This is a genomic window from Arthrobacter sp. TmtSoilC51 (genome assembly GCF_055388015.1).
Map to the genome: position 1 here is coordinate 2383615 of NZ_AP035877.1, position 25332 is coordinate 2408946.

Here is a 25332-nt window from a genome sequence, read left to right on the forward strand (position 1 = left end):
CAGCGCAGTGGGGAAGACATGGACTGTCGCTTTGGCAAGCGTCGCTGGCTCCGACGGCTCATTTTGTACCAGCGCGCCAAGACGTCGTGCCGGGCTCCATTCAGGAGCCGCAGCGACGCCACGCTGGTCGAGTCCAAACCCTGCGCGCGTGCTCCGCTCAACTTGTGAATAGTTGCGAGACCATAGTGCTGAACCTCCAGGACATCAGTAAATCTGTTCGTCACCCTCAATCCCACACGTGGGTCTCGTACCAGACTGCCGCGGGCCAGCCGGACCTGCTTGGGCCGTGGGGTCTATGTCACGGGACTTGTGTGCCATGAAGAGTGAGGCAACGTCCTGCTTGCCAGTGTTCGAAAGCTTACTTAAACGACAAACCCCGGGGGCGGAGAAACACATTTCTCCGCCCCCGGGGTGATCATTCAGCCAGTTGGAGTGCACGGATCAGCGAACGATCCAGTGTCAGGCTAGACTTTAACCTTCTTAAACATAAGCGTTTGAGGGTTGGTGAACTCGCTCAATCCTTCGACGCCGTTCTCGACACCCATGCCGGACTGCTTGTGGCCTCCGAACGGAAGATCGACACCGTGGATGTGGATCTCGTTGACCCAGACAGTTCCAGTCTGGAGACGTCGGGCCACGGCCTCAGCCTGATCGGGAGGGCCCCATACAGATCCTCCAAGTCCTGCCTGGGTGTCGTTTGCCCGACCGACCACTTCGTCAATGTCGTCGTAGCTCAGGATCGGCAGAACGGGTCCGAAGGGTTCTTCTCGCACAATCCGGCTGGTGTCAGGCGGATTGTCAACGACTGTCACCGGAACGAAATTGCCAGGCCGCTGTTCGTCGATGGTGCCACCCACGGGAACGCTATAGCCGTTCTTTCGGATATCGGCGAAGAGATCGATCAGCTTGTTGTACTGCATAGTGTTCTGTACGGGCCCGAGCTCGGTTTCGGGATCCAGGCCGTTGCCTACCACGCGTTCCTTTGCGTAGGCGACAAACGCATCAAGGAAATCACCGTAGACGCTGGAATGGATGTAGAGCCGTTTCACAGCGACACACCACTGTCCCGAGTTGCCAAAAGCCGCCCAGAAGAGGGTCGGCACCAACGCTTTGTGATCGGCTCCCGGCAGGACGATTGCAGCGTCATTGCCGCCAAGTTCCAGGGTGATCCTCTTCAAGTTCGACGCAGCGCTGGCCATGACACGCTTGCCCGTCGCTGTGGAACCAGTGAAGCTGATCTTGGCGATGTCAGGATGCTCGGTCATATCCTGCCCGAGTTCGTTGCCACCGGAAAGCACATTGAGTACCCCGGCAGGGAAAATCTGCTGGGCGATCTCGCCGAACTTCAGCGTGCTTAGGGGTGTGTACGGCGAGGGCTTGAGCACCATGGTGTTGCCTGTGATTAGGCAAGGCGCGATCTTCCACAAACCCAGCAACACGGGGTAGTTCCAGGGCGCAATGGCGCCCACAACGCCGAGGGGGGTGCGACGGACTTCAACAGTGTGATCTTTCGTGTCTTCCACGATTTCGGCGGGAAGTTGACGCTTCGCAACTTCGGCAACCCAGCCGATGCCAAGTCCCACCTCAAATGCTGCCTGAGTGGCGAGCGGCTTGCCTTGCTCCAGCGTTAGGAGTCGCGCAAGATCATCCTTCTGGTCCTCCAAGGCCTCAGCGAATCGGTTCAAGTACTCCGCACGATCCTCCCAAGAAAGTGAAGACCAGCTTGGAAAGGCCGTTTTCGCGGCTTGAACTGCTTCGTCGAGCAGTCGCGTCCCATCCGGGGCTAGAGCGAGCACCTCCCCAGTAGCGGGGTTGTGGACCTCGAATGTGGTCTCTGATGTGACAAGTTCACCGTTTACGGACAGGGCGTAGGAGTCGAAGAAATCGACCCCTTGAGTTGGCCTTGTCATATCTGCAATGCTCACGCAGGGTTCTCCTAAGAGTAATGGTCCCAGCTGGGGCCTGAATGTCTAATGATTCAAAATGTGATACGAATGGCAAAAGTATGCATACTTTGCACTGCTGGTTCACCATCTGCATCCAGCGGGAGACGCGTTCCCCCTGGCGCCTGCTGGTTTGTCCTAGATGCCGTACTGGTGGAAGACCTTGGCGATGACTTTCCAGGTGCCGTCCTGCTTGATCAAGGTGTGGAAGTCGGTGTAGTCGGTTCCGTCGGCGTTATCCTCCATGTCGATACGGATGACGGCGGTGCTGGGAGTGATCGCCAGGACGTCAAGGTGGCACTTTGAATCCGGCGCTGCGCCGAACTGGTCAACGTAGGGCTTGAGGTTCTTGTAGGTGCCTTCCGTCAGGCCTGCAGCGGTGAAGCCATGCATGGTGGCGTCGTCCCAGAATGAGTCGGTGATGCGGTCGAAGTTGCCGACAGTCAGGCCCTCCAAGTAGCCGGCCATGGCAGCCTTGACAGCTTCAAACTCGCCCGTGGGGATGACCTTGATGTTCTTGCTTACGGTGGTATCAGACATGTTGCTTCCTTTGTCTAGTTTGGTTGGAGTGGTGCCGCGTGGGCTACATCACTATTGAAACCTAAATATATTTCAATTTCTAGACCCGGGCGAGGATTTCTTTCTGGGTGGCGCCGGGCCTCTCTCTCGTTCCGTCGAGATGTGGTGGAGGCGGCTGGTGACCCGCGGTGCTGGAGCAGATCGGGAACTCATGGGTGCTTGCCTAAGTGGACGGTCGTCCAAGAGTTTTCGTTTACTAAGGGGGCTGCGGCCTGGGGCTCATTCCCTGGCCCCACCTCCCGCGTGGGTATCTCATAACCGCCGAAGTTCCGTTGCGCGTTTATGCGCGGTCGCAGCCAGCAGCTTTGGGTCGGTAATTTCCCGCTCTTCGCGGGCGCTGACCACGGATCGCGCTATGGAAGGTACGCCGCCAGGTAGTCGATGCTCGAGCGTCTCATTTCGCGCAGAAGCGTCGTGTTGCCGTAATCGGGTGACTCTCGGTAGGCAAGGTCGAAGCCTTTGTCGAGCATGCCAACGAAGATCTGGGTTACAACGTCGAGTGGGACTTGTGGGGCATCCGCCCGCACCGCGGTGATGCTCCTTGCCAAATACGTGGCAAGTTCGTCGTCGTGAATTCGGTTCGCGCGAAGCATCCGACCAGTGAACTCCGTGGAGAACCAGATGGCGCGAAAAGCCGGTGTCTCGTTGAAGAACTTGATGTGGGCATCAACACCGGCTTCGGCACCCGTCCTCCAGTCGGAACCCCCGAGGTGAAAGTTGACATCGGCCAGACGACTATCGAGATCTTGGAGACAGGAGACGAGGATTTCCTCCAGAATGGCTTCGCGACCGTCAAAGAAGTTATAGAGCCAGCCGACCGACACGCCTGCCCGGGCAGCGACAGTAGTGGTCGTGACCGCCTCAAGTCCACTTTCGACCAAAAGCTCAACGGCGGCGGCAAGGACCTTGGCCATTTTTGATCGGCTGCGCTTTTGGACTGCCTTGCGGTGGGCGCCGAACGTTTCTGAGGCTTCCGACAAGAGCTCTGGTAGCGAATCCGGAAGGAGCTTGACGACCGCCCCGGCGTCCCTCGTGGAAAATGACTGCGCTTCCTCTTCGCTGCGCCCCGAGCGTTGGCCCAATGAGGTCGCCTCCAACCTGTTGCGTCACCGTGTGGCCCGTTAGCCGCTAATCCCGCCAAGTCTAAGGGGACATTTTCGCTTCCGTGGCAAGTTTCGGATTTCCTATTGCGTGATGTGCATCATATGCCCCATACTCAGCAAAGACGAAACATGAATATGTTTCAGTCTCCGGAGTCGCTGGAAGCAGAAGTCTTGGAGCGAATCACGGCACAACCAACTTCCAGCGCGGTGAACCCGGACCCGGAGGCTGTCCCAGTGCCTTCCGGAGCAGCATCTTTCCCCAACTCCTAGCTGCCCCTATCCAACATCAATTCAAAGAACTCTTCGGCCTGGTATCCAAAGCAGCCCGAAATTCCTCAGAAGGATCTATCATGGCAACACCCAGTGCTGCACCAGTGGCAACCGAACAACACGACGTGCACCGCCTCAAATCAGGGTCACTCGGACTCGTCGGCATTCTTCTTCTCGCTTTCTCCAGCGCAGCCCCCTTGGTGGGTTGCTTGGGCAACATTCCGCTTGCGGTCGCGTTCGGCAACGGGGTAGGAGCTCCGGCTGGATTCATCGTCGCAATGGGCGTGCTCCTTTGTTTCGCAGTCGGTTATGTAGCCATGACACGACGACTCAGCGCAACCGGCGGCTTTTACAGCTTTATCAGCAACGGTCTGAGTAAACCGCTCGGGCTGGCGTCAGGACTGTCCCTGATGCTGGGGTACCTGTGCGTCCAGGTTGCGGTGTTGGGGGCGATCGGTTACTTCGGCTCTGCCGCCCTGAAGCAGTCCACCGGTATGGATGTGTCTTGGCTTGTCATCGCCGGCATTGCGTTGGTCCTTGCCGCTGTGGCATCGTACTTCGGCGTCGAACTCTCAGCCAAGGTGCTGGGCGTCCTTTTCATCGGGGAAATTATCATTCTCGCTATCGTCAATGGCGCCATTTTCATCAATGGTGGACCGGAGGGGGTAAGCCTTGAGCCGATCAACCCCATCAACGCCTTCGGAGGGATCGCTCCGGGCATCGGTATCTTCTTCGCCTTCTGGTCCTGGCTCGGATTCGAGGTGGTACCCAACTACGCGGAAGAATCCAAAAACCCCAAAAAGCTTGTACCGTTGGCGACATACCTTGCGGTCATTGGCATCGGCCTTATTCTGTTCCTCACGGCCTGGGCAACAATCACTGGTTTCGGAACCGGCAAAGTGGTGGATGAGACAACCGGCCTGCTGGGTCAGTCCTACATCTCGCTCGCTCAAACCTACGTAGGCGCCTGGGCTGCCGATTGCATCAACTGGCTTGTGATAACCGGCTGCTTCGCGTCCGTGCTGGCCTTCCACCAAACGGTTTCTCGCTACATCTACGCGATTGCACGTGAGGGTGTGCTATTCCCCGGCAAGTTGGGCCACACACACCCGCGTCATGGAAGCCCGCACCACGCTGCAGTTGCGACATTCTTTGGAGCGGCGTTCATTCTGGCACTTTTCACGGCTTTCTACTTTGCTGCTCCTTCGGCCCAGGAATTCGCTGGCCACGACTTCAACACGGCCGCCTACTCCGAGGTCTTCGGCTGGTTCGCGATCGCATGTACCTTCTGGGTCATGCTTAATCAGATTTTGTGCTCCCTTGCTACCATTCGCTACCACCGGCTGCCAGAGCACCGAATGCACGCTCACTGGTGGCGGACCATGCTGGCCCCGGGAATCGGAGCACTTGGTCTGGGCGGTGCCCTGTACTTGCTGTGGTCGAATCTCAGCACTCTTGGGGGCGACATCATCTGGGTCAGTCTCATCCCGTGGTTCTGCATCGGTTGGTTTGTCTTCAGCCTCCTCATCGCATTCTGGTTGAAGTCCAAGCGCCCGGCGGCGTACGAAGGGCTCGGCCGCGTGCTATCGACGACGGCCGACGACGCCTAGCCAGGCGTAGTTCTCGTCAACGCCAAGAATGCCGCCCCAATCGTTTGGGGGCGGCATTCTTGGCGTTCGTTTTGTTGCAAGCCAGACGGCGACTTTATTCAGTTCCTAGTCGTGAGGATCAACTTTCCGCCGACAGCGCGGTTCCCCAACCTTCCAAGCGCGACAGCCATGTCATCCCATGGCAGGACGTCGACAACTTGCGGTTTGAGCGCACCTTTCTCCGTGAGTTCCAGAAGTGTTGCCAGGTCGCGTCCGAATGGAAGCGGGTCAAAGAACAGTTCGAAACCCAGGATCTTGACCAGAGCCCCGTTGTAGACGTCGCGGACGTTGAAGGTAGTTGGCTCGTCTGACGAATTGCCAAAGGCAACCAAGCGGCCACGTGAATCCAGCATGGACAGCGCGCGGCCAAGCACTTGGCCTCCAACCGACTCAATGATCACGTCGAAACGGTCGCGGACGCGCTCGATGTTGGTAACAACGTTCTTGGCACCCAAAGAACTGATCGCCTCGGCGTCCGTTCCCGGGGAGACTAGAGCCGTAACCACAGCTCCTGCTTGTGCGGCGAGTTGAACAGCGAACTGGCCAACACCGCCGGAGGCCCCGGTGATCAGGACATGATCACCGAGGCCCGTCGCGCCCAGCCGTAATGTGCGCAAAGCTGTGAGGGCGGCCGTTGGCAAGGCTGCCGCCTCAGCGAACGTGACCTCATCAGGAATTGCCGCAATCGAATCCCGGCGCACGGCGACCATCTCTGCCCAGGCACCGTGTTCTACAACGCCGAGGACCCTCGAGCCAGCCCTTAGCTCGTCACCGACGTCTTCGAGGAGGACCCCGGCAAAATCCCAGCCGGGGATGACGCCTGGGCGCGCACTGCGAAGCGCACGCATCTCGCCTCGGTTGAGGGAAATGGCATGAACCTCGACAATGACTTCATCAGGATTTACTAAAGGCGTAGGGACATCCTGAATAGCGATTCGTCCAGGTGCCTCAGGGCTGACTGCCAGTGCACGCATTGTTGACGTGCCGGGTGGTGAATGCTCCATGGCTTCTCCGAATGTGCGTTCTGTGCGGGTCTAGTGACTAGGCCGGGGAGACGATGACGCCTTCGCGGTAGTCGAAAGCCTTGCGCTGATGAGTGGTGTCTGAGACTACCCAGATGACGGTGCAGTCCTCGGTGATCGTGTCGACTGTCGCTGGGTATCGCTCACCTACTAATTCGCGAACCAGGACGGCCTGGGCAGGCCGAAGCCCGGACCAGTTCTGTCTGATCCGGGCTTCGGTGGTGGAAGTTGTTTTCATCCGCGTGCCTTCCTAAGGAGCTTCTGCGGGGCTATTGGCAGTGACATAGGTGGAAACGGTCCGCGCTTCCAGCTCGGGGATGATATGGACAGCTCCGATGGTGAGGAAATGTTGCGTCTGTCGATGCAGATCGAAGTCTTCGGCGGTGTGGTAGCTCTCGAGGATGACGATTTTCCTGTCATCCTCGACTCCGCGGAAGAATTCGTAGGAGATGTTGCCGGGTTCTTCGCGGGTTTGGGCTGCCATTTTCTGCAGGTGTCCCAGAACCTCTTCCGTGGTTCCTGGCTTGGTTCTGTATCTGGCAACGACATTGAAGGTGCTGGTCATGATTTCTCCTTTTGGTCTTGGTTGGTTGAGCCGATGGCCACGGCGGCCCCGGCCGGGAGTTCCTGGCAGGGACTGAATCGAGTCAGAACATCCGGATCATGGCCCGCGACGACAGTAAGCCGGCGTTGACTCGCCTCTTCACGGATGAAAGAGAAAGCTTCGTACATGGCCGGCAGATCGCTGATTGCCGTAAAGGGCATGTCGCGTTCAAGCTCCTCGTAGAAGTGGACAGCGTCTGAGGCCAGCAGAACGTCGCCCTCCGAAGTGGGGACGTAGACAATTACTTGCCCGGGAGTGTGTCCGCCGACCTCGAGCAGCCTGATGCCCGGAGCCGGTGACGTTTCGCCCGAGAATAATTTGAGACGCCCCTGGGTTTCGGCGAGGCGAAGCTGGTCTATTTCACCGTCTTCGGCGTAGAAGGAGAACTGGACGTGTCCCGCTGTAGGCGAAGTCCAGAACCGGTATTCAGCTTCGGCAATGTGGATCCGGGCGTTCGGGAACAGATCAAGGTTTCCGATGTGGTCGTAGTGGCCATGGGTCACGATGACGTCACCAACATCATTCGGGTCGATGCCCAGGTGGGCAAGGGCTTCCCGGGGGTGCAGCAGCAGGGTACGGCCGCGCCGGCGCCCGGCTTCTTCGCCGAAGCCTGTGTCCACAACGATGGTGCCCCCTGGCCCTTGAAGGACCCAGAAGTAGTAGTCGACGGTGGCCGGACCGTCGTCTTCCCCGTACAGACGGTAGTTAAGGTAGACATCGCTGCGTTCAGTGGCCCGGGTGCCGACGCGAACGACGACAACCCGGTAGCCGCCGTCGTTCTTAGCCGGCGCCATTGCCGCCCTCGTGAACTGCCACGGATGGTTCGAGTCCGTCGGCCCCCACAACTTCCCGCCATGCCTCGAACCCGGCCTGGAATGCAACGACTCCGGCCTCCGGAAGCGAAATTTCGATTGCTTCCAGGATTTCAGTGGGCGTCAGGCCAAGGTCAAGCGCTACGCGGATGTGGGACTGGATGTGCCCCTTGGAGGCGCGCATGACCGTGAGACTGACAATGAAGATGAGTTCCTTGGTCTTACGGTCCAGCGTGCGCTCATCCAAATAGGCGGCGGAGACCACATGGTTGGCCGCCTGGAGTACGGGAAAATCGTGCTTGGCCATTACCTTGTGGTAATCGAGGACATATCCGCGCTTGCGCGCCATGTCGTCGATGTAGGTCTGGGCCTCGGCGATCTGGTCGTTCAGATCAATGGTCATAGTGGTGTCCTTCCGGATGGTGCGGCGATCAGCTGGCGCGCAGCGGTGTGCCGTTGAGTTTTTCGTAGTATCGGGCAAATTCGGTGTGGTCCGGGTGGTCACTGTCCAAGAGCTCACGTGCTTTCTCGGCGGTTTCCTGCGCGGTGAGTACGATCGGCGCTTCGGCGGATTGCTGGGAAATAAGGTTCCTGGCAATCTTCAGGTCCTTGAGCATTAGGTCCATGGCAAAGCCCGAATCAAAAGTGCCAGTCAGGATATGGCGGGGATACTTGAACTCCGACGCCTGGCTGCGGCCTGTGGAGCCATTGATGACTTCCAGCATTTTCTCCGGTGCAATTCCAGCCGTTGCGGCCACCGTCAGAATCTCGGCGGCGGCGGCGAGGTTGGTGGCCGACAGCAGGTTGTTCAGCGCTTTGGCTGCGTGTCCCGTTCCAGCGGGCCCAACATGGGTGATGGACTCGCCGAGGTTACGAAGATGCCGTTTGGCGCGTTCGACGGCGGTGCTGTCGCCACCTACCATGATGGCCAGCTTCCCGGTCAAAGCCTTTGCGACGCCACCCGACACCGGTGCATCCACGTAATCGATGCCGAGGGCAGCTGCTTCAGTAGCAAGGGTTGCAGTGCTTTCGGGTTCGGAGGAGCTCATGTCGATGATCAAGGTTCCAGCCGTCAGGTGCTTCAGGAGTCCCGGGCTGGTGCGCAGTAGGGACTCGATGATCCTGCTGTTGGGGAGCATGAGGATCACGGTCCCTACGTGGGACGGGATGTTCTCGAGGTCCGGCAAAGCGGTGCCGTTCGTAGCCGCAGCTACCTCCGCGGCGACCGTAGGGTTCGTGTCGTAGACGAACAGTTCGCGTCCGGGGGAGTAGTTGATGGCCATCGGCCGGCCCATGTTCCCGAGTCCTACAAAAAGGGATGCGTGCGTGTCGGCGATTACCATGTTGATGTTCCTCCATCGATGGTGAGCACAGATCCCGTAGCGAAGCTGGACTCTTTGGCTGCCAGCCAGACAATGGCTTCGGCAACTTCTTCCGGGCGCCCCATGCGATGCATGGGCGAACGGCCGTTGAGGGAGTCAACGAGCTCTTGCGGTTCCGGCGACTCGGCGATCATTTTGTCGAAGTAGGGCGAGTTGATGGTTCCTGGAGCCACGGCATTGACGCGAATGCCTTGATCCACGTGGTCCAGTGCCATAGCCCGCGTCAGCGCCGATACGCCGCCCTTGGAAGCCACGTACGCGGCGCGGTCGCGGATGCCAACGTTTGCTGTGTACGAGGACGTGTTCACGATCCTGCCATCACCCGTTTTCGCGAGTTCCGGGATGGCGTACTTAGAGCAGAGGTACACGCCTTTGAGGTTGACGGACATGAGGCGGTCCCAGTTGTCCTCGTCGATGTCCAGCACGTTTCCTGGGAACCCGAATCCCGCGTTATTGCACAGGACATCAATGCCTCCGAAGTTATCCACGACAGTCTTGATCATGGAGCGGACACTGGCCGAGTCGCTGACGTCGACGGTGACTGCAAGTGCCTTGGCGCCTGCCTCGTTCGCAACTTCCCGGGCCGCCTCTTCATTCTTGTCAGCGATGACCACGTTGGCGCCAAGCTCAGCGAATCGAAGGGCAGCTGCCCTGCCGATACCGCTGCCGGCGCCAGTGACTATGACGGTTTGGTCTGTGAAATTCACGAGGCGTTTCCCTTGAGGTCGATGATCTGACGGATGACTTTGCCCTCGCGGAGTTCATCCATGGCGTGATTGATGTCGTCCAGAGCGATGGTGCCGGAGATGAGCTTTTCGACTGGCAGCACGCCGTCCAAGTACATCTGGGCGTAACGCGCAATGTCTTCCGACGGAATACCGGAGCCCATGTAGGAGCCGATGATCTGACGGGCCTCAACAACCAGGCTCAAGGGCGAGATTTCGAGTCGTGCATCGGGCCGGGGAAGCCCGACGGTCACAGTGCGGCCGCCTGGTTTGGTCATTTCGATGGCGCCGGAGAGCGCAGCGGGGTTTCCCACGCACTCGATCACGGCGTCGAACTTCAGGCCGGCGGCCGCTGCGTCGGCGGGTGTGTAAGCAGCAGTGGCACCAATCTCCAGCGACGTTTCCAGCTTGGACGGGAGCATGTCGATGGCAACCACTTCGCCTGCACCAGCGGCTATTGCCACAAGTGCAGCTGCAAGGCCGACGCCGCCCATGCCAACAATTGCAACAGACTCACCTGGGCGGACTTTAGCGGCATTGATGACCGCGCCGCCACCAGTGAGGACAGCGCAACCAAGAAGAGCGCCGACGTCGGCGGGTACACCTTCGGGCAGGGGGACGACAGAATGCTTGTCCACAACGGCGTATTCAGCAAACGCCGAAACTCCACCGTGGTGGTCCAGGGGTTGGCCGTTGATGCGCAGGCGTCGGTCGCCGTGAAGCAGCGTTCCTTCCGCGTTGGCTTTGGTGCCTTCGAGGCACAGCGCCCAGCCGCTGGAAGTACATGCGGTGCATTCACCGCAGCGCGGCATGAAGGTCATCGTGACACGCTGTCCGACCTTCAGGTCGCCACAGTCTTCGCCGAGTTCCTCGATGATGCCTGAACCTTCGTGACCAAGGACCATGGGTACGGCGCATACGCGCACACCGCTGACGCGCGAGAGATCCGAGTGGCAGACTCCCGCGGCTTCCATGCGGATGAGCACTTCGCCGCGGCCCGGTGCGTCAAGTGTCAACTCCGCCACATTGATGGGAGTGGTGTCCCCCCAGGGCGTGGGCGCCCCGATGGTTTCCAGAACTGCTCCTCTGAACTTCATCGTTCTCCTCCAGTCGCCGCCGTCGCCGGCGGAATCATTCTCTGTGAGCCGCATTTGTGCTAATCCAGTATTACAGTAATACCTGTAGACGTGTCCAGTCCCACATTCGGCGTTATCGCGTATGATGGTGAAACCCTTTAGAAGGAATGCCATGACTATTGACGCCATCCGCAGAACAGCTGCGCCGCTTCGCACGGAAGTGGTCAACGCGCTGCGTCGAGCCATCGTTGCCCAGGAATTTGCGCCCGGGGACCGCCTCGTCGAGACGGTAATGTGCGAGAAGTATTCCGTGAGCCGGACCGTGATTCGTGAAGCCCTCAGACAGCTCGAGTCCGAGGGGCTCGTAACGATGGTCCCGAATCGAGGCCCTGAAGTTGCCACGCTCAGCATTCACGACGCGGAGAGCCTCTATGAGGTACGCCGTGCACTCGAATCACTGGCCGGCAGCCTTTTCGCCGAGCGGGCGAGTGACGCGCAATGTGCCGAGCTGGTTTCCAGGCTTGGTGAGGTCAAGGTCGCCGTGGCCTCGGGGGACCCTGAAAAGCGCCTGGCCGCTAAAGATCGCTATTACGACGTGCTTCTCGATGGCACCGGCAATGCGGAAATTGCACGGATGTTGCGAAGCGTGAATGCCCGGACTCAGATGCTCCGTACGCTCTCTCTGGCTGCTCCGGGCCGTGATGCCCGGACCATCGCTGAGATCACCCGGATCACAGCTGCGGCAGCAGTCAACCGCGATCCCGATGAAGCCCGCTTGGCCTGCGAAGAACATGTCCGCAATGCTGCAGAGGCGGCCCTGGGGGAGATGCGCAAACTTCACGCCAGCTGATTCCACATCCTCCAAGCTCCGGTTCGCCCATGGTGAACCGGAGCTTTTGTTTTGCCTCATGGCGAGTTGACGTGGATCACATGTGCGTTCTAAGCTCATAACACCGTAATACGGTCTTATGACATTCCAATAAGTACTGGATCCCCAACTCTCTGTTTCGAAAGGTTGAGCGTAATGGGCGCATCATCCGCGACACTGGCGTCGCCGCCTTCACCGGCGAAGGTCGCCATGGCCAGCTTCATCGGCACCACGATCGAGTGGTATGACTACTACATCTTTGGCGCTGCCACTGTCTTGGTGCTGAACAGCCAGTTCTTCCCCACCCTTGACCCGTTTGCAGGCACGCTTGCTTCATTCGCCACCTTTGCGGTGGCATTCATCGCCCGCCCCTTCGGTGGCGCGTTCTTTGGACACTTCGGTGACAAGATCGGCCGGAAGAAGATGCTCGTTTGGTCTGTCCTGGCCATGGGACTCGGCACGCTCGTGGTGGGATTACTCCCTAACTACGCCACCATCGGTATCTGGGCTCCGATTCTGCTCGTGGTCTGCCGGTTCCTGCAGGGCTTCGCAGTCGGCGGGGAATGGGGCGGTGCTGTGCTCATGTCTCTGGAACACGCACCAGCCAACAAGCGGGCTTTCTTTGCCAGCTTCCCCCAAGCGGGCGTTCCAGCCGGCACTGTCCTATCCAGCGGCACCTTTGCGCTGATTGCACTTATGCCTCAAGACCAGCTTCTGTCGTGGGGCTGGCGGATCCCGTTCGTTGCCTCCATCCTGTTGGTCATCGTTGGCCTGTGGATCCGGCTCAAGGTCACCGAGTCTCCTGAGTTCCTGGAAATCCAGGAAAAGAACGAAGTCCCCAAGGTGCCGGCGTTTGAAGTCTTCAAGCACCACAAGCGCTCCCTGATGCACGGTATTCTCTGCGGTTTCGCGCCGAACTTCACGTTCTACATCGCAACCGTATTCTTGGTCAGCTACGGCCCCAAGCAACTCGGCATCCCTTCAAGCACGATCTTCGTCGCGCTGATGATCGCCGCCTCCCTTCAGGTATTCACGTTGCCCTTCTTCGCCACCTTCGCGGATAAGTACAGCCAGAAGAAGGTGCTGCTGACCGGCTGCGTCCTGGTAGGAGTGGGCGCATTCCCGGTCTTCGCCCTGTTCAGCACAGGAACCTTCTGGGGAATCCTGCTGGCGCTCGTGATCGCGCTCCCGATACTTCATGGCGTCTCGTACGGCGTGATCTCCGGTTTCACGGCAGAACTCTTCCCCACGGAAGTCCGCTACACAGGCACGTCCCTCGCATACCAGCTCGGTGGCATCGTCACATCAGCACCCGTGCCGATCATCGCAACCCTCCTGATTCAGCAGTATCACTCCAGCGACGCGGTCGCTTGGTACATGGTCATTTCGGCAGTGCTGGGCTTCATCGCCATCGCCACTGCAAAAACCATTCGAGACAGCAAAGCCAACTCCACCGTCCGCGTGGACGAACTAAGCATCTGAGTCTTATCGCGGTTGCAAGGCGGGGGCTAGTGTCCCCGGCCCCGCAACCGAGCACGGTGAGTCCGTTCCCCGAACGCAGAAAGACATTCATGACTTCAACTACCGGCACACCTCCCGCCATTTCGGAATTGTGGTTCACCCATCTCGCCAATGCAGTGCACAGTGATCGTGAGCTTCAGGTCATCGGCAAATACAGCAACTTCTGGATTGACGCAGTTTCGCCAGGAAACTGGCGCGTTGCCCTGAACTTCCACGGTTCCAGCCTCATTCCCACACCCTGGAAAGACTTGCCGCTTGAGCACTTTGTCATTTCGGCCACTCCAGCCGGCTGGGGACAGATCTTCGACCCAGAACCTAAACCGCTGTTGCATGACCTACTTGCGCTCGGAAAGAACAGCCCGGATGTAACTCTAGGTGGTTCCGACGTCGAACTCGTCCGCAACCTCAGGGTCCTCTCACGCCTCGTGGACCTCGGAAAGGCCCTCCATGTCCAGCACTGACACACCAGTAGCCAGCATCGAAGATGTCGTTGGCCGCTACGTAAACCTGCGCTCATCCGGCCGTGACCAGCGCATCTACTTCGAAGAAGCCGGCAGCGGACCGGTCCTGCTCTGCCTGCATACTGCGGGTGCAGACTCCCGCCAGTTCCGGCACCTGCTAAATGATCCGGAGATCACCAGCCGTTTCCGCGTGGTGGCATTCGACCTCCCCTGGCATGGCCGGTCCCTCCCGCCCGAAGGCTGGTGGGAAGAAGAGTACCTCCTCACGGCTGACGCCTACGTCGCAACTGTCCGAGACTTCGCGGCGGCACTGAATATAGAGCAACCCACAGTTATCGGTTGCTCTATGGCGGGGTCCCTTGTGTTGGAGCTGGCCCGAAGGCATTCTGATGAAATCGGGGCAGTCATAGGGTTGTCGGGGGCGCTCAAGGTCAACGGGCGCTTCCAGGACTGGTCCTTGCGGCCGGACGTCAATGCCCAGCAGTCTGTCCCCACGTGGACGTCGAGTTTGATGGCACCGCAAAGCCCCGAGGTTTCCCGCCGCGAAGTCTGGTGGATTTACAGCCAAGGCGGCCCCGGTATCTATCGCGGTGACACCTACTTCTACTCCCAGGACCTGGATCTCCGGGGCAGAGGACATGAGATCGACACAAATGCCTGCCCGGTGTATTTGCTCACGGGGGAGTACGACCACGCCTGTACTCCTGCCGACACGGCAGATGCCATCACCGAAATCCCTGGGGCTAAGGGTGGTGCCATGAAGGACATTGGGCACTTCCCGATGGCGGAGAACTACCCGCTGTTCAAAACCTACCTCCTGCCGATTCTCGAAGAACTCCACGCGGACGTCGTCGGTAATGATCTTGATTCACTCGCTTTGGAAGGAACCCGCAATGCCTGAAACGGCTACTGTAACCCCTGAACTTGAGCGCCTTCTGCTCTCGACTATCCCCACAGGCCTGCTGATCGATGGCGAGTGGCGCGATGCCAGCGGCGGCGGGACGTTCGCCGTCGAAGACCCCGCAACGGGAAAGAAGCTCCTGGAGATCGCGGACGCCACCAGCGCCGACGCCATGGCAGCACTGGATGCTGCCGACGCTGTTCAAGCGTCCTGGGCGCGGACGGCCCCTCGCGTCCGAGCGGAGATCCTGCGTCGCGGTTTTGAACTTGTCACCGAACGGGCCGAAGACTTTGCGCTGCTGATGACCCTGGAGATGGGAAAGCCTCTTGCCGAGGCCCGCGGCGAAGTGACCTACGGAGCGGAGTTCCTTCGGTGGTTCTCCGAGGAAACGGTACGCGATTATGGCCGCTACCTCACGTCCCCTGAGGGGAAGAACAAGATCCTGGTCCAACGCAAGCCCGTGGGACCATGCCTGCTGATCACACCGTGGAACTTCCCGCTGGCGATGGCCACTCGAAAGGTTGCCCCGGCCGTAGCGGCAGGCTGCACCATGGTCCTCAAGCCAGCGAAGTTCACGCCGCTGACGTCGCTGTTGTTCGCCCAGGTGATGCAGGAAGCGGGTCTGCCTGCCGGTGTGCTGAACGTTGTCGCTTCATCATCCGCGTCAGCAATCTCGGGCCCCCTGATGAAGGACTCGCGCCTCCGGAAGGTCTCCTTCACGGGCTCGACGCCGGTTGGCCGACGACTGCTCGCGGACGCTTCTCACAACGTGCTGCGCACGTCGATGGAGTTGGGCGGCAATGCCCCCTTCATCGTGTTCGAGGACGCGGACGTGGATAAGGCAGTCCAGGGCGCGATGGCAGCGAAGATGCGCAACATGGGCGAAGCCTGCACCGCAGCCAACCGTTTCCTGGTGCACGAATCGGTCGCAGATGACTTCACCTCGAAGTTTGCTGCGGCCATGGGTTCACTGACGCTGGGCCGAGGCACTGACCCGGGTACCGCCGTCGGGCCCATCATCGATGGTGGTGCCCGCAAGGACATCCACGCTCTGGTCACCGAAGCAGTAGAGCAAGGGGCCACTGTGGCAACCGGCGGCGCACCGCGCGACGGCGCTGGCTACTTCTATCCGCCGACTGTTCTGGCCAACGTCCCGCACGATGCAACGATTCTGGCCAGCGAAATTTTCGGTCCCGTTGCTCCGGTCACGACCTTCCGCAACGAGGAAGAAGCAGTCCGGCTGGCAAATGCCTCCGAGTACGGTCTGGCTGCATACCTCTTCAGTCGTGACCATGCACGGATGCTCCGTGTAGCCGAGCAAATCGAGTTCGGCATGGTCGGCTTCAACAGCGGCATGATCTCCAACGCAGCCGCCCCATTCGGCGGAGTCAAACAATCCGGGCTCGGAAGGGAAGGCGGAGCAGAAGGGCTCGCCGAATACACCACCGCGCAGTACATCGCCATCGCGGACCCTTACGCGGACTAAACGCGATGCGCGCGTTTTTGTAAGCGCGGAGCATTGCCCACACATTGGCCCCCGCCCTTTGCTCGCAACAGGGGCGGGGGCCATTTCATGCCCAAACGGACGTCAACAGAGAGGTTGTCTTTATGCAAAGCTCAAGCACAACAACGATTCCCGGCACCACAGAACCATCCGCAGCCACCCGCCGCAAGACTGCCCTCGCCGTGGGCATCGGCAACTTCATGGAATGGTTCGACTTCGCCGTCTATGGCTTTTTTGCCAGCATCATCGGCAAACTATTCTTCCCCGAAAGCACCCCAATTCTTTCCCTGCTGAGTGCGTTCGCAGTCTTTGCGGTGGGCTTCATCATGCGCCCTCTGGGAGCATTCATTCTCGGCCCCATCGGTGACAAGCATGGTCGCAAGGCCGCGCTCGTATGGTCAGTTCTGCTCATGGGCGGGGCGACGACTGTCATGGGCCTTCTTCCCACGTACGCAGTGGCCGGTCTTCTGGCCCCCATTCTGCTGGTCCTTCTCCGTTGCGTGCAGGGTATCGCCGCTGGTGGTGAGTGGAGTGGCTCCGCCGCCTACCTGGTGGAAAGCGCCCCGAGCAATAAGCGTGGGCTATATGCAAGCCTCATCTCCGGTACCGCTGCCTTGGCGTTCATCGTCGGAAGCTTCGTTGCGCTCGGGCTTAGCTCTGCACTTTCCCCGGACGACCTATCGGGCTGGGGATGGCGGCTACCGTTCCTCCTGGCGGCACCCATGTCCCTGGCCGGTCTCTATATCCGCATGAAGCTGGGGGATACCCCGGTCTTTGAAAATATGAAGTCGGAGGACCGGTTGGCTGGGTCACCTTTGGCCAAGGCAGGCACGAAGGGCCTGAAACCGATCCTGATCACGTTCGCGTTCTCCAGCGTCTCCGGGCTCGGCATCTATTACCTGGCGACGTACATGAACAACCACCTGACCACCTCGCTTGGTTTGGACCGCGCCTCTGCGCTAATGCTCAGCGGTGCCGGCTTGTTCATCTATCTGCTGATGTGCCCTTTGGCGGGCATCCTGTCAGACCGCTTTGGCCGTCGCAGCCTGAATATTCTTGGAACCGTAGGTTTTGTTGTGCTGTCCATCCCGTCCTTCCTGCTCATGGGAACAGGGAACGGCGTGGCAATCGTTGCAGGGCTCATCCTCTTCGGGGCCTGCCAAGCACTGTGCAGTGTAACCAACGTGGTACTGCTCGTGGAGCTCTTCCCGGCCTCCACCCGGTCCAGCGGCAGCGCACTCGGTTACAACCTGGGACTCGCCATCGTCGCCGGCCCTGGACCGCTGATTGCGGCAGCGCTGGCAAGCTCGACCGGAACATCGACGTCGGCGGCCTGGTACATGGCAGTGGTGGCACTCATCGCGGCTCCCATCCTTCTGAAGTGGCTCCCGGAGACTTTCAAGAAGGACATCCATGCTGGCTAGGCAGTGCCATCCAGGGCCATGCAGGCCGCTGGTCGATCGGAGCCGAAAATGGGGGGATACATGATATTCCCTGAGCGACTCCGAATGTTGTGGAGGGGGCTTGTCGAAGCATGTTGTGATGGGCTCTACAAATCGATGCCGATCCCGATCCAGGATGAGGACTCCGATAGTAATTAGGGCCAGTGTCGGATGAGCCTCCGGCTCATGCCCCACTCAAACGCTAACGACGGGGGCTGAACGTTTGCGAGTTAGGTGGGTCGGCCACCACGCATGCGTGAGCATGAGGCGGTCGACCCAACTAAATCCAGGCAGAGCTCTTGTTCAGCTGATTCCAAGGAGCATCTTTTCGGCTTCGGCTTTCAGGGCGGCGAACAGCGGCTGCCGCAAAGTTGGTGCAGGAAGGTCCGCTTCCGGATGCCACTGGATGCCGACTATCCAGTTATCGTCCACCGATTCGATGGCCTCAAGGAGACCGTCATCGGCCACTGCGGTGGGACGCAGTCCGTCGCCTAGAAGATCAACAGCCTGATGGTGGAACGACGCCACCGGGATTCGGGATTCACCGTCGAATGCGACGGCAACGCGGCTTCCCTGCTTGAGTTCCACCTCATGGACGGAGAAGTCTCTCGAACCTTCTTCGCCCTTCCTTACATGTGAGACGCTGCTGGGCCCTAAATCGATGTGCAAGGACCCGCCGTAAGCAACATTGAGTAGTTGCATGCCGCGGCATATGCCCAACACGGGGATGCCATGGTCGATGCCGTACTGGATGGCGGCGAGGTCAAGGCTGTCTTGTGCCTCATCGACTCCGAAAAGAGAAGGATCCTCGGCGGACGCGCCGAAAAGGACCGGGTTGACATCTCCGCCGCCTGGAAGCACGAATCCATGGCAGGAAGCGAAGGTTTCTTCGAGCTCCAGATCGCTGGCGGGGCCGATAAGGACCGGTTCAGCGCCGGATTCCAGTATTAGAGAGACCACTGCGTCAAAGGCCCTCTCAGCTTCCTTAAGGACCGGGTCCGAGACTCCGCAACCGAGGCCAGAGAGGCGGATTGGAATGCCAATCCTCGGGGAAATCGATGCAGATGTGGCCAAAATATGCTCCTGAGTGTGGTGTCGACCAGCAATTACTGGTTGCGAAACATGAGGTATTAGGTACGAGCCAAATACCTTAACAGGATGGCCGCATCTGCTGAAGACTGTCAACTGGATGCAAGAACACTGCTATGGCTCTATTTGCTGAACTCTTGACACCTGAAAGTGTGTCATGTTTCATAGTTGGAAGGTTAATGGACCACACCTCAGACCTTTACGGCGAGGATGGGATGTCCGTTGACCGCGGTCTCAGTCGCAACTGAAGGCCGTCGCCCTTTCTCACTACTCCCTGGAGCATTAGATGAAGAAGCAATCCTTAGCCGCCGTCGCTTTGACAATCGGCGTCCTCGCCCTCACCGCATGCGGTGGCTCTGCAAACTCGAGCTCGCCCAGTAACGCCTCCGGCTTCGGGGACTGTAAAGTCACTGGGCAGCCAGACAGCATCAAACTCAAAACCCAAAAGCCTGATGTCCTGACGGTCGCCGTCGTTCTGCCGAACCCTGGGTGGTCCAATGGAACCAGCCCGGACACGGTCAAGAGCGGATTTGAGTACTGCATGGCCGCCGATATCGCGCATCGAGCAGGACTCAAATCAGTCCAGCTGAAAAACTTCGCGTGGGACCAGTTCATCTCTGGAACCGCATCAGGTTACGACATCGGATTGGCGACGGTGACAATCACCGATAAGCGGAAGGAAGTATTCGACTTCTCACAGCGGTATTTCTCGTCAAACCTTGGCATTGCTACGAAAAAGGATTCAAAGGTCACCGCGGACACCCTCCGTGACTCGAAGATCGCCGTTCTGCAGGGCAATGTTGGCGCACAGTGGGTGGCGGATGTGCTCAAGCCCACCAAGCCGGCAGCAGTCTTTCAGTCCGCCGCGGACATCTTCACAGCGCTCAAAGCCGGGCAGGTCGACGCAGTTGTTACAGACACAACGATCGCTCTGACCAGCGTTAAAGAAACCGGTGGTGCTCTGGCGGTAACAGGGCAGATAGCCCTCGACCAAGGCTACGGGGTTGTACTTCCGCGAAACTCTGAGAACACAGCCGCCATTGACAAGGCCATTGGCGAACTGGACTCTGACGGGACGCTGAAGACTCTGGCTGCGGACTATCTTCAGCCGACGTTCGGAGTTGACCCTAATTCCGTCCCGTTCTGGGTAGTGAAGTGACCTCGGTTGCTGCCTCGCCTCTAGCTGCGGCCCCACGTCTCAGCCCTCCGCCTAAGAGTCGAGCGCTTTCATCGGCGGCGGCTGTCTTCGCCTTGGCCCTTCTTGTGGCTGTCGCTGCCCTGGGCGCAGCTGCGATGAATGGATCAGAGGAGGGCGCCACCCCCTACGCAATTGGCTGGCTTTTGAGCACTGTCGGTGTGTTGTTGGCTGGCGCGGTGCTCTGGATAGCGGTGCGGTCACTACGTCGGTCCCTTCGCGCTTCCAGGGAAGTGAGTGAAGGGCGGATTCTCGACGCCAGGGCGAGCGGTGCAGCATCGCTGCATGATGCAACCTTCACCTTCGGTCTTGGCATTGCCGTACTTATCGTCATCACCGGCGCTGTGATGCTCACCGTCAATGATGCAATCATCCAGAAGACATTCCTCCGCTGGGATTTCATGGCTCAAAGCGCCGGCGACGTCCTTGCTGCTTTCGGCCTCAATATTTGGATCGCCGTCATCACCGAGATCTTCGTCCTCGCTTTCGGGCTGCTGTTGGCGGTAGCCCGCCTTGCCCCCGGAAATGCCTGGCGCCCTGTACGGGCCATTGCTATCGCCTACATCGACTGCCTGCGCGCCGTGCCAGCCATCATTGTCATCTACTTGGTGGGATTTGGCCTGCCACTACTACAGCTGCCCGTACTGTCGGATCTGCCGCCGGAATGGTTCGCCATTATTGCGCTGACTCTGACGTTCAGCGCCTATACCGCCGAGACGTACAGGGCAGGCATAGAAGCAATCCACCCGTCGCAGTGGTCCGCTTCCCGTTCGCTCGGATTCTCATTCGGAAAGACGCTCCGGTTCGTCATCTTGCCCCAGGCCGTTCGGGGGGTCATCCCGCCCCTGCTCAGTTTGTTCATCTCACTACAGAAGGACACCTCGCTGGTGAACATTATTGGCACGATGGACGCGTTCAATCAGGCCAAGTTCTATTCATCGGCGAACTTCAACCTTTCGTCAGTCACAGTAGTAGCCGTCCTCTTTATCTTGATCACTATCCCGCAGACCCGCTTCGTCGATTGGATGCTGGCGCGAGGCGTTTCCCGCCGTGGACGAAAGGGAAGCAAATAATGTCTTTCATTGAATTGGTTGGCCTCCACAAGAGCTACGGCGTCCATACGGTGCTGCAAGGTATCGACCTGCAGGTCGAGCAGCATCAGGTGGTCACTTTGATTGGTGCCTCCGGATCCGGAAAATCTACTCTGCTGCGATGCATCAATGCCTTGGAGCCGATAGATACAGGTGAGATCCGCATTGACGGAGACGTAGTCAGTGGACCTGGCGTGAATGTGAACAGTCTGCGCCGGACCGTGGGAATGGTATTCCAGTCCTTCAACCTCTTTCCGCACATGAGCGTCTTGGACAACGTTGCCATCGGTCCCATCAAACTCCTGGGACTTCGCCCTGAGGAAGCGCGTGAACGTGCCTACGCTCTGCTCGAACGGGTCAACCTTGGAAATCGCTCGAGCTACTTTCCGGAGCAGCTATCCGGTGGTCAGCAGCAGCGCGTAGCGATCATGCGGACACTCGCGATGGAGCCCAAAGCTGTGCTCCTGGACGAAATCACTTCCGCGCTTGACCCGGAACTGGTTGCCGAAGTCCTCAACATCGTTCGTGAGCTCGCGGCAGATGGGATGACCATGATGCTTGCCACCCACGAAATGCACTTCGCTCGCGAAGTATCCGACCTCGTCGTCTTCTTGGAACAGGGACGGCTCCTGGAGCAAGGGCCGCCCGAGCAGGTATTCGGTGACCCGGTTCAGCCACGCACACGCGAATTCCTTCGGCAGATTGTGGAGGCCGGGCGCCTGTAAGCTCCGGTTCTGCCCGCGAGCGGTTAGTCCCGAGCCCGGCAGGTCGTCCATCCGTGGAGGCCTGCCGGGCTTTCGTCATGGTCTTCGTTGACCGCGGCCAGGTGAACCTGCCTTGCGCGGTTTCAATGGAAAGGTCTCTAGGAGACCTGCTCAGCTTCTGATTTGAGTATTCTCAGGATCTCGTGGCGCGTGTGCTCGATGTGATCCAGCATGGCTTCATGTGCAAGCAGGGGAGCCCTGTCCTTGATGGCTTCAAATACACGCTTGTGCTGTCGCTGATCGTCCTCAACAGGATCCGGGTGGTCCAGCATGTCTGCCGGGCTGAAGAACTCACTGCGGGCATTTCGAATGGCAGCTTCCAGTCGCTTACTCCCTGCCGCCTTCGCTACTGCGTCATGGAAAGCAGAATCTGCAAGCCTGTATTCGGCCCGGTTGGATGCCGCCGCCTGTTGGTTGATGGCGGCCATCATGGCGTCAAGGTCGTCTTGCGTCCGCCGTGTGGCTGCCAGAGTCGCAGCATGGGACTCCATGGCGACCCTCACGGTGGTCAGGTCGTCCAGTTCTTCCTCTTGCTCAAGCATGCTGCGGCGCCACTCAGCAAGTGGCTGACTCAAGGCGGTGACGAAATTGCCGCCGGTTTTGCCCCGCCGGACGACAATGTAGCCCTCTTCCTGCAGCTGCTTGAACGCTTCCCGAAGACTCACCCGTGCTACACCGAGGGATTCAGCAAGTTGCCGCTCTGGGGGAAGCCTGTCACCAGGGCCGAGTTCGCCCCGGCGGATCAGTCCCTTGACGTACTCTGCCACGCCTTGGGGAACTGAGACTGAATTCACTTCATTGGGCATGGTTCCATCTTAAGGCCAAATTGTGATTCCGGCTTTCGCCCCTGGCCGTCGTAGTGAACTGGGAAGTTCGGCACGACAGTCGTGCGTCCGCAGGTTTGATCTACAGCTACGCAGGCAGAGCTATCCCCGGCTTCTGCCTGCGTAGTTCGTAGCGCCCAATTGCACGGCTCTGCAGCCGGAAGGTAAAGAGCCTTTCCTAGGCCGCGACTGTTTCATGAAGCGGGGCTGCGGGGAGCGGTGGCTGAGTGCGCTGCCACACGGAGCCGTAGCGTGTGTACTGTGCCGGCGGTTGGATGGCATGCCTAAGATCGTCCGCGGCAGTTCGTGCCCAGAAGGGATCCTTGAGCATCTCGCGGCCGATGAACACCAGGTCGGCGCGTCCGTTCCTGACGATGTCCTCCGCTTGCTGCCCGTTCTCGATGCGGCCCACGGCGCCGGTGGGGATACCGACTTCCCGGCGGATGAGCTCGGCAGCGGGGACCTGGAATCCGGGAAAGGACGACACCTTAACGGGTGCCGTGCCGCCGGAGGATGCGTCGATGAGGTCCACGCCTTGTTCCTTCATCCACGCACCGAACACAATGAAGTCCTCGGGGGTGTTGCCGCCGTCGACGTAGTCGGTAGAGGAGATCCGGACGAAGAGCGGCCCGTTCCATTCGGTGCGGACTGCATCGAGGACTTCGCGGACGATGCGGTACCGGCCCGCGTGGTCTCCTCCATACTCGTCGGTGCGTTTGTTCGAAATCGGGGAGAGGAACTCGTTGAGGAGGAAGCCGTGGGCGGCGTGTACCTCGACGACGTCGAAGCCTGCCATCTTTGCGCGCGCTGCCGCGGCGCGGAACGCATCGACAATTTCTGCAATTCCGTCTTGGGTGAGTTCCTCGGGTACCCGGGATTCCGGTCCCCACGCGATTGCGGAGGGCGCGACGGCAGTCTGCTCGGGGAGGCCGACTTGTCGGCCGGCGTGGCCGATCTGCACGCCGATGCGGCCGCCGACCATGTGGACGGCGTCCACGATGCGGCGGAGGTTCGGGATGTGTGCATCGTCCCAGATCCCAAGGTCTCCAGGCCCAATCGGTCCATTGGGGGTGACCGCTGCAGTCTCGGTGATAACCAGACCAGTGCCACCTAGTGCACGGGATCCATAATGCAGGACGTGGAAGTCAGTGGCGACTCCATCGGCTGTCGCGGAGTGCATGCACATAGGGGACATAACGATGCGGTTCCGGAAAGAGACCCCACGGATCGTATAGGGATCGAAAAGTGTTGCGGTCAAGAAAACTCCTTGAAATAGTGCGGTGAAGGCCTGTTGAGTCGGGGGCGTGCCAGGCGCGCTAAAGCGGATAGCCGAAGCTTTAGCCCTTGGGGTGAGGGCATCGGGGCGGGTGGAGGGCCAGCCCCGATGCCAGCGAGTGTCAGCTCGCAGGGGTGGAGTGTGTGTGGAAAGTCTTCGCAACGATCTGCCACTCACCGTCAGCCTTCAGCAGGTGGAAGAAATCGCTGAAACGGAAACCATCGAGGTTGTCGGTGTCGACCCGCGCACTGGCAACACTGCCCACAATGTCGACACTTACGACTGCAGAGTTCGGGTTCGAAGGGTTGAACGCTGTTTCGATCTCGTCGAACAGTGTCTGGATCGGAACCCGTGAAACCGTGGATTCGGCGGTGGTAAACATCACCGCCTCGGGGTGGAACGCTGGCCGCATGATGGAGCCGTCAGCTTTTGCGCACCCTTCGATGTACTTCGACAGCGCCTCCAGCACGGCATTGTATTCCTGGACGTAGGTTTTCTCGGACACCAGCACTCCTTGTGTTCAAAAGCATTCTGTAGCGGTCGCTACAGATGATACTGTAGTGAGCGCTACAGTTAGTCGTCAACTCTGTGAGGTGCTTATGTCCACGTCCAGCGCGAAGCCCCGGGATGCCGCGCGCGGTCGACGACGGGCCTTCGATGAGAAGCAAGCGCTTGAGGCTGCGATGGACATGTTCTGGGAGCACGGCTACGAGGCGACGTCGGTAAGCCAGCTGTGCGCTGGCATCGGAATCAACCCACCGAGCCTGTATGCGGCGTTCGGCAGCAAAGCGCAGCTGTTCATTAACGTCGTTGACCACTATGAGCGCACCTTCTGGGATCCCGTATGGGATACCTTCGATCAAGAACCTCGGGTCGCAGAAGCCTTCAAACGATTCTTCGAAGATTTTGTGGACGTAATAACGGCGCCAGGGCCTCACCTCGGGTGTTTGGTAGTCCATTCTGCTGTGAGTTTGGAAGACCGCGATAGTGACGTCGCACGCGCACTCGCAGCTATCGGAGACGACGGAGTGCGCCGTTTTCAGGACAAGCTCGATTTGGGTGTTCGAAGCGGCCAGATCATCGCTGGGACAGACACTCTCGCGCTCGCGCACGCGATTAACATGCTTTCCGAAGGACTTGCACTCCGAGCGCATGACGGCGTCCCGTCAGAGATGTTGCGAAGGCAGATGGCTGTGGGGCTACGCATGATCCCGGGAGCCAAGTAGCGAAA

At 59.4% G+C, this 25332-nt stretch carries 26 protein-coding genes; 11 read left to right on the plus strand and 15 right to left on the minus strand.

Translation table 11 applies throughout. From position 1 onward, the window contains the following. Positions 1-464: 464 nt before the first annotated feature. The 3 genes from ACZ5G6_RS10865 to ACZ5G6_RS10875 form a co-directional block, all read right to left on the minus strand. A complete protein-coding gene (locus ACZ5G6_RS10865; RefSeq protein WP_498691459.1) occupies positions 465-1925 on the minus strand; it encodes an aldehyde dehydrogenase family protein in 1461 nt (486 codons plus the stop codon). 156 nt (positions 1926-2081) lie between these two features. After that, entirely contained in the window at positions 2082-2483 is a 402-nt protein-coding gene (locus ACZ5G6_RS10870; RefSeq protein ID WP_498691460.1) for a nuclear transport factor 2 family protein, read from the minus strand. A gap of 392 nt (positions 2484-2875) precedes the next feature. Beyond that, positions 2876-3604 carry a TetR family transcriptional regulator gene (locus tag ACZ5G6_RS10875; protein WP_498691462.1) on the minus strand — a complete coding sequence of 243 codons (729 nt, stop codon included), beginning with the start codon at positions 3602-3604 and terminating at the stop codon, positions 2876-2878. Positions 3605-3975: 371 nt separating this feature from the next. Between ACZ5G6_RS10875 and ACZ5G6_RS10880 the strand changes: the two genes are divergently transcribed. Next, positions 3976-5505, plus strand: a complete 1530-nt coding sequence (locus tag ACZ5G6_RS10880; RefSeq protein ID WP_498691463.1) for an APC family permease — start codon at positions 3976-3978, stop codon at positions 5503-5505. A gap of 98 nt (positions 5506-5603) precedes the next feature. On the opposite strand, the gene ACZ5G6_RS10885 is transcribed toward ACZ5G6_RS10880, so the two are convergent. From ACZ5G6_RS10885 to ACZ5G6_RS10920, 8 genes are read right to left on the minus strand one after another with little or no spacing between them, the layout of a single operon-like run. Then, positions 5604-6548: a zinc-binding dehydrogenase gene (locus ACZ5G6_RS10885; RefSeq protein WP_498691464.1), complete on the minus strand. Its 945-nt coding sequence runs from the start codon at positions 6546-6548 to the stop codon at positions 5604-5606. Between the two features lie 37 nt (positions 6549-6585). Beyond that, the gene (locus ACZ5G6_RS10890; protein ID WP_498691466.1) at positions 6586-6804 is read right to left on the minus strand and encodes a hypothetical protein; all 219 of its coding nucleotides are present in this window, start codon (positions 6802-6804) and stop codon (positions 6586-6588) included. A gap of 12 nt (positions 6805-6816) precedes the next feature. After that, positions 6817-7131 (minus strand): putative quinol monooxygenase, encoded by a 315-nt coding sequence (locus ACZ5G6_RS10895; protein ID WP_055976432.1) that lies wholly within the window; start codon positions 7129-7131, stop codon positions 6817-6819. Continuing rightward, a complete protein-coding gene (locus ACZ5G6_RS10900) occupies positions 7128-7964 on the minus strand; it encodes an N-acyl homoserine lactonase family protein (protein ID WP_498691471.1) in 837 nt (278 codons plus the stop codon). The genes ACZ5G6_RS10895 and ACZ5G6_RS10900 overlap by 4 nt, the downstream gene beginning before the upstream one ends. Further along, positions 7951-8385 (minus strand): carboxymuconolactone decarboxylase family protein, encoded by a 435-nt coding sequence (locus ACZ5G6_RS10905; RefSeq protein WP_498691473.1) that lies wholly within the window; start codon positions 8383-8385, stop codon positions 7951-7953. The genes ACZ5G6_RS10900 and ACZ5G6_RS10905 overlap by 14 nt, the downstream gene beginning before the upstream one ends. 28 nt (positions 8386-8413) lie before the next feature. After that, the gene (locus tag ACZ5G6_RS10910) at positions 8414-9325 is read right to left on the minus strand and encodes an NAD(P)-dependent oxidoreductase (RefSeq protein ID WP_498691475.1); all 912 of its coding nucleotides are present in this window, start codon (positions 9323-9325) and stop codon (positions 8414-8416) included. Continuing rightward, positions 9319-10071 carry an SDR family oxidoreductase gene (locus tag ACZ5G6_RS10915; protein ID WP_498691477.1) on the minus strand — a complete coding sequence of 251 codons (753 nt, stop codon included), beginning with the start codon at positions 10069-10071 and terminating at the stop codon, positions 9319-9321. The genes ACZ5G6_RS10910 and ACZ5G6_RS10915 overlap by 7 nt, the downstream gene beginning before the upstream one ends. Next, a complete protein-coding gene (locus ACZ5G6_RS10920) occupies positions 10068-11186 on the minus strand; it encodes an alcohol dehydrogenase catalytic domain-containing protein (RefSeq protein ID WP_498691479.1) in 1119 nt (372 codons plus the stop codon). Before ACZ5G6_RS10920 ends, ACZ5G6_RS10915 begins: the two co-directional genes overlap by 4 nt. 151 nt (positions 11187-11337) lie before the next feature. Between ACZ5G6_RS10920 and ACZ5G6_RS10925 the strand changes: the two genes are divergently transcribed. The 6 genes from ACZ5G6_RS10925 (at position 11338) to ACZ5G6_RS10950 (ending at position 17844) form a co-directional block, all read left to right on the plus strand. After that, positions 11338-12015: a GntR family transcriptional regulator gene (locus tag ACZ5G6_RS10925; RefSeq protein WP_431114760.1), complete on the plus strand. Its 678-nt coding sequence runs from the start codon at positions 11338-11340 to the stop codon at positions 12013-12015. Positions 12016-12189: 174 nt separating this feature from the next. After that, a complete protein-coding gene (locus ACZ5G6_RS10930) occupies positions 12190-13515 on the plus strand; it encodes an MFS transporter (protein WP_498691482.1) in 1326 nt (441 codons plus the stop codon). Positions 13516-13604: 89 nt separating this feature from the next. Further along, positions 13605-14015: a hypothetical protein gene (locus tag ACZ5G6_RS10935; protein ID WP_498691486.1), complete on the plus strand. Its 411-nt coding sequence runs from the start codon at positions 13605-13607 to the stop codon at positions 14013-14015. Beyond that, positions 14002-14916 (plus strand): alpha/beta fold hydrolase, encoded by a 915-nt coding sequence (locus ACZ5G6_RS10940; RefSeq protein ID WP_498691487.1) that lies wholly within the window; start codon positions 14002-14004, stop codon positions 14914-14916. Before ACZ5G6_RS10935 ends, ACZ5G6_RS10940 begins: the two co-directional genes overlap by 14 nt. Continuing rightward, the gene (locus ACZ5G6_RS10945; protein WP_498691489.1) at positions 14909-16402 is read left to right on the plus strand and encodes an NAD-dependent succinate-semialdehyde dehydrogenase; all 1494 of its coding nucleotides are present in this window, start codon (positions 14909-14911) and stop codon (positions 16400-16402) included. The genes ACZ5G6_RS10940 and ACZ5G6_RS10945 overlap by 8 nt, the downstream gene beginning before the upstream one ends. A 122-nt stretch (positions 16403-16524) precedes the next feature. Next, entirely contained in the window at positions 16525-17844 is a 1320-nt protein-coding gene (locus ACZ5G6_RS10950; RefSeq protein WP_498691491.1) for an MFS transporter, read from the plus strand. A gap of 321 nt (positions 17845-18165) precedes the next feature. On the opposite strand, the gene ACZ5G6_RS10955 is transcribed toward ACZ5G6_RS10950, so the two are convergent. After that, a complete protein-coding gene (locus tag ACZ5G6_RS10955) occupies positions 18166-18936 on the minus strand; it encodes a gamma-glutamyl-gamma-aminobutyrate hydrolase family protein (RefSeq protein WP_498691492.1) in 771 nt (256 codons plus the stop codon). Positions 18937-19237: 301 nt separating this feature from the next. Between ACZ5G6_RS10955 and ACZ5G6_RS10960 the strand changes: the two genes are divergently transcribed. The 3 genes from ACZ5G6_RS10960 (at position 19238) to ACZ5G6_RS10970 (ending at position 21962) form a co-directional block, all read left to right on the plus strand. After that, on the plus strand, positions 19238-20110 hold the full coding sequence (locus ACZ5G6_RS10960) for an ABC transporter substrate-binding protein (RefSeq protein WP_498691495.1): 873 nt from the start codon (positions 19238-19240) through the stop codon (positions 20108-20110). 134 nt (positions 20111-20244) lie between these two features. Next, positions 20245-21219, plus strand: a complete 975-nt coding sequence (locus ACZ5G6_RS10965) for an amino acid ABC transporter permease (RefSeq protein ID WP_498691498.1) — start codon at positions 20245-20247, stop codon at positions 21217-21219. Further along, a complete protein-coding gene (locus ACZ5G6_RS10970; protein WP_039240889.1) occupies positions 21219-21962 on the plus strand; it encodes an amino acid ABC transporter ATP-binding protein in 744 nt (247 codons plus the stop codon). Before ACZ5G6_RS10965 ends, ACZ5G6_RS10970 begins: the two co-directional genes overlap by 1 nt. A 137-nt stretch (positions 21963-22099) precedes the next feature. Here the strand turns inward: ACZ5G6_RS10970 and ACZ5G6_RS10975 are convergent, their stop codons facing one another. From ACZ5G6_RS10975 to ACZ5G6_RS10985, 3 genes are all read right to left on the minus strand, one after another. Next, complete coding sequence (locus ACZ5G6_RS10975) at positions 22100-22807, minus strand: FadR/GntR family transcriptional regulator (RefSeq protein WP_498691503.1); 708 nt, start codon at positions 22805-22807, stop codon at positions 22100-22102. A 196-nt stretch (positions 22808-23003) separates the two neighbouring features. Then, positions 23004-24083: an NADPH dehydrogenase NamA gene (gene namA / locus ACZ5G6_RS10980; RefSeq protein WP_498691505.1), complete on the minus strand. Its 1080-nt coding sequence runs from the start codon at positions 24081-24083 to the stop codon at positions 23004-23006. 139 nt (positions 24084-24222) lie between these two features. Continuing rightward, the gene (locus ACZ5G6_RS10985; protein WP_498691506.1) at positions 24223-24606 is read right to left on the minus strand and encodes a nuclear transport factor 2 family protein; all 384 of its coding nucleotides are present in this window, start codon (positions 24604-24606) and stop codon (positions 24223-24225) included. A gap of 94 nt (positions 24607-24700) precedes the next feature. Here ACZ5G6_RS10985 and ACZ5G6_RS10990 point away from each other — a divergent pair, with 94 nt between their 5' ends. Next, positions 24701-25327 carry a TetR/AcrR family transcriptional regulator gene (locus ACZ5G6_RS10990; RefSeq protein WP_498691507.1) on the plus strand — a complete coding sequence of 209 codons (627 nt, stop codon included), beginning with the start codon at positions 24701-24703 and terminating at the stop codon, positions 25325-25327. Positions 25328-25332: the final 5 nt, after the last annotated feature.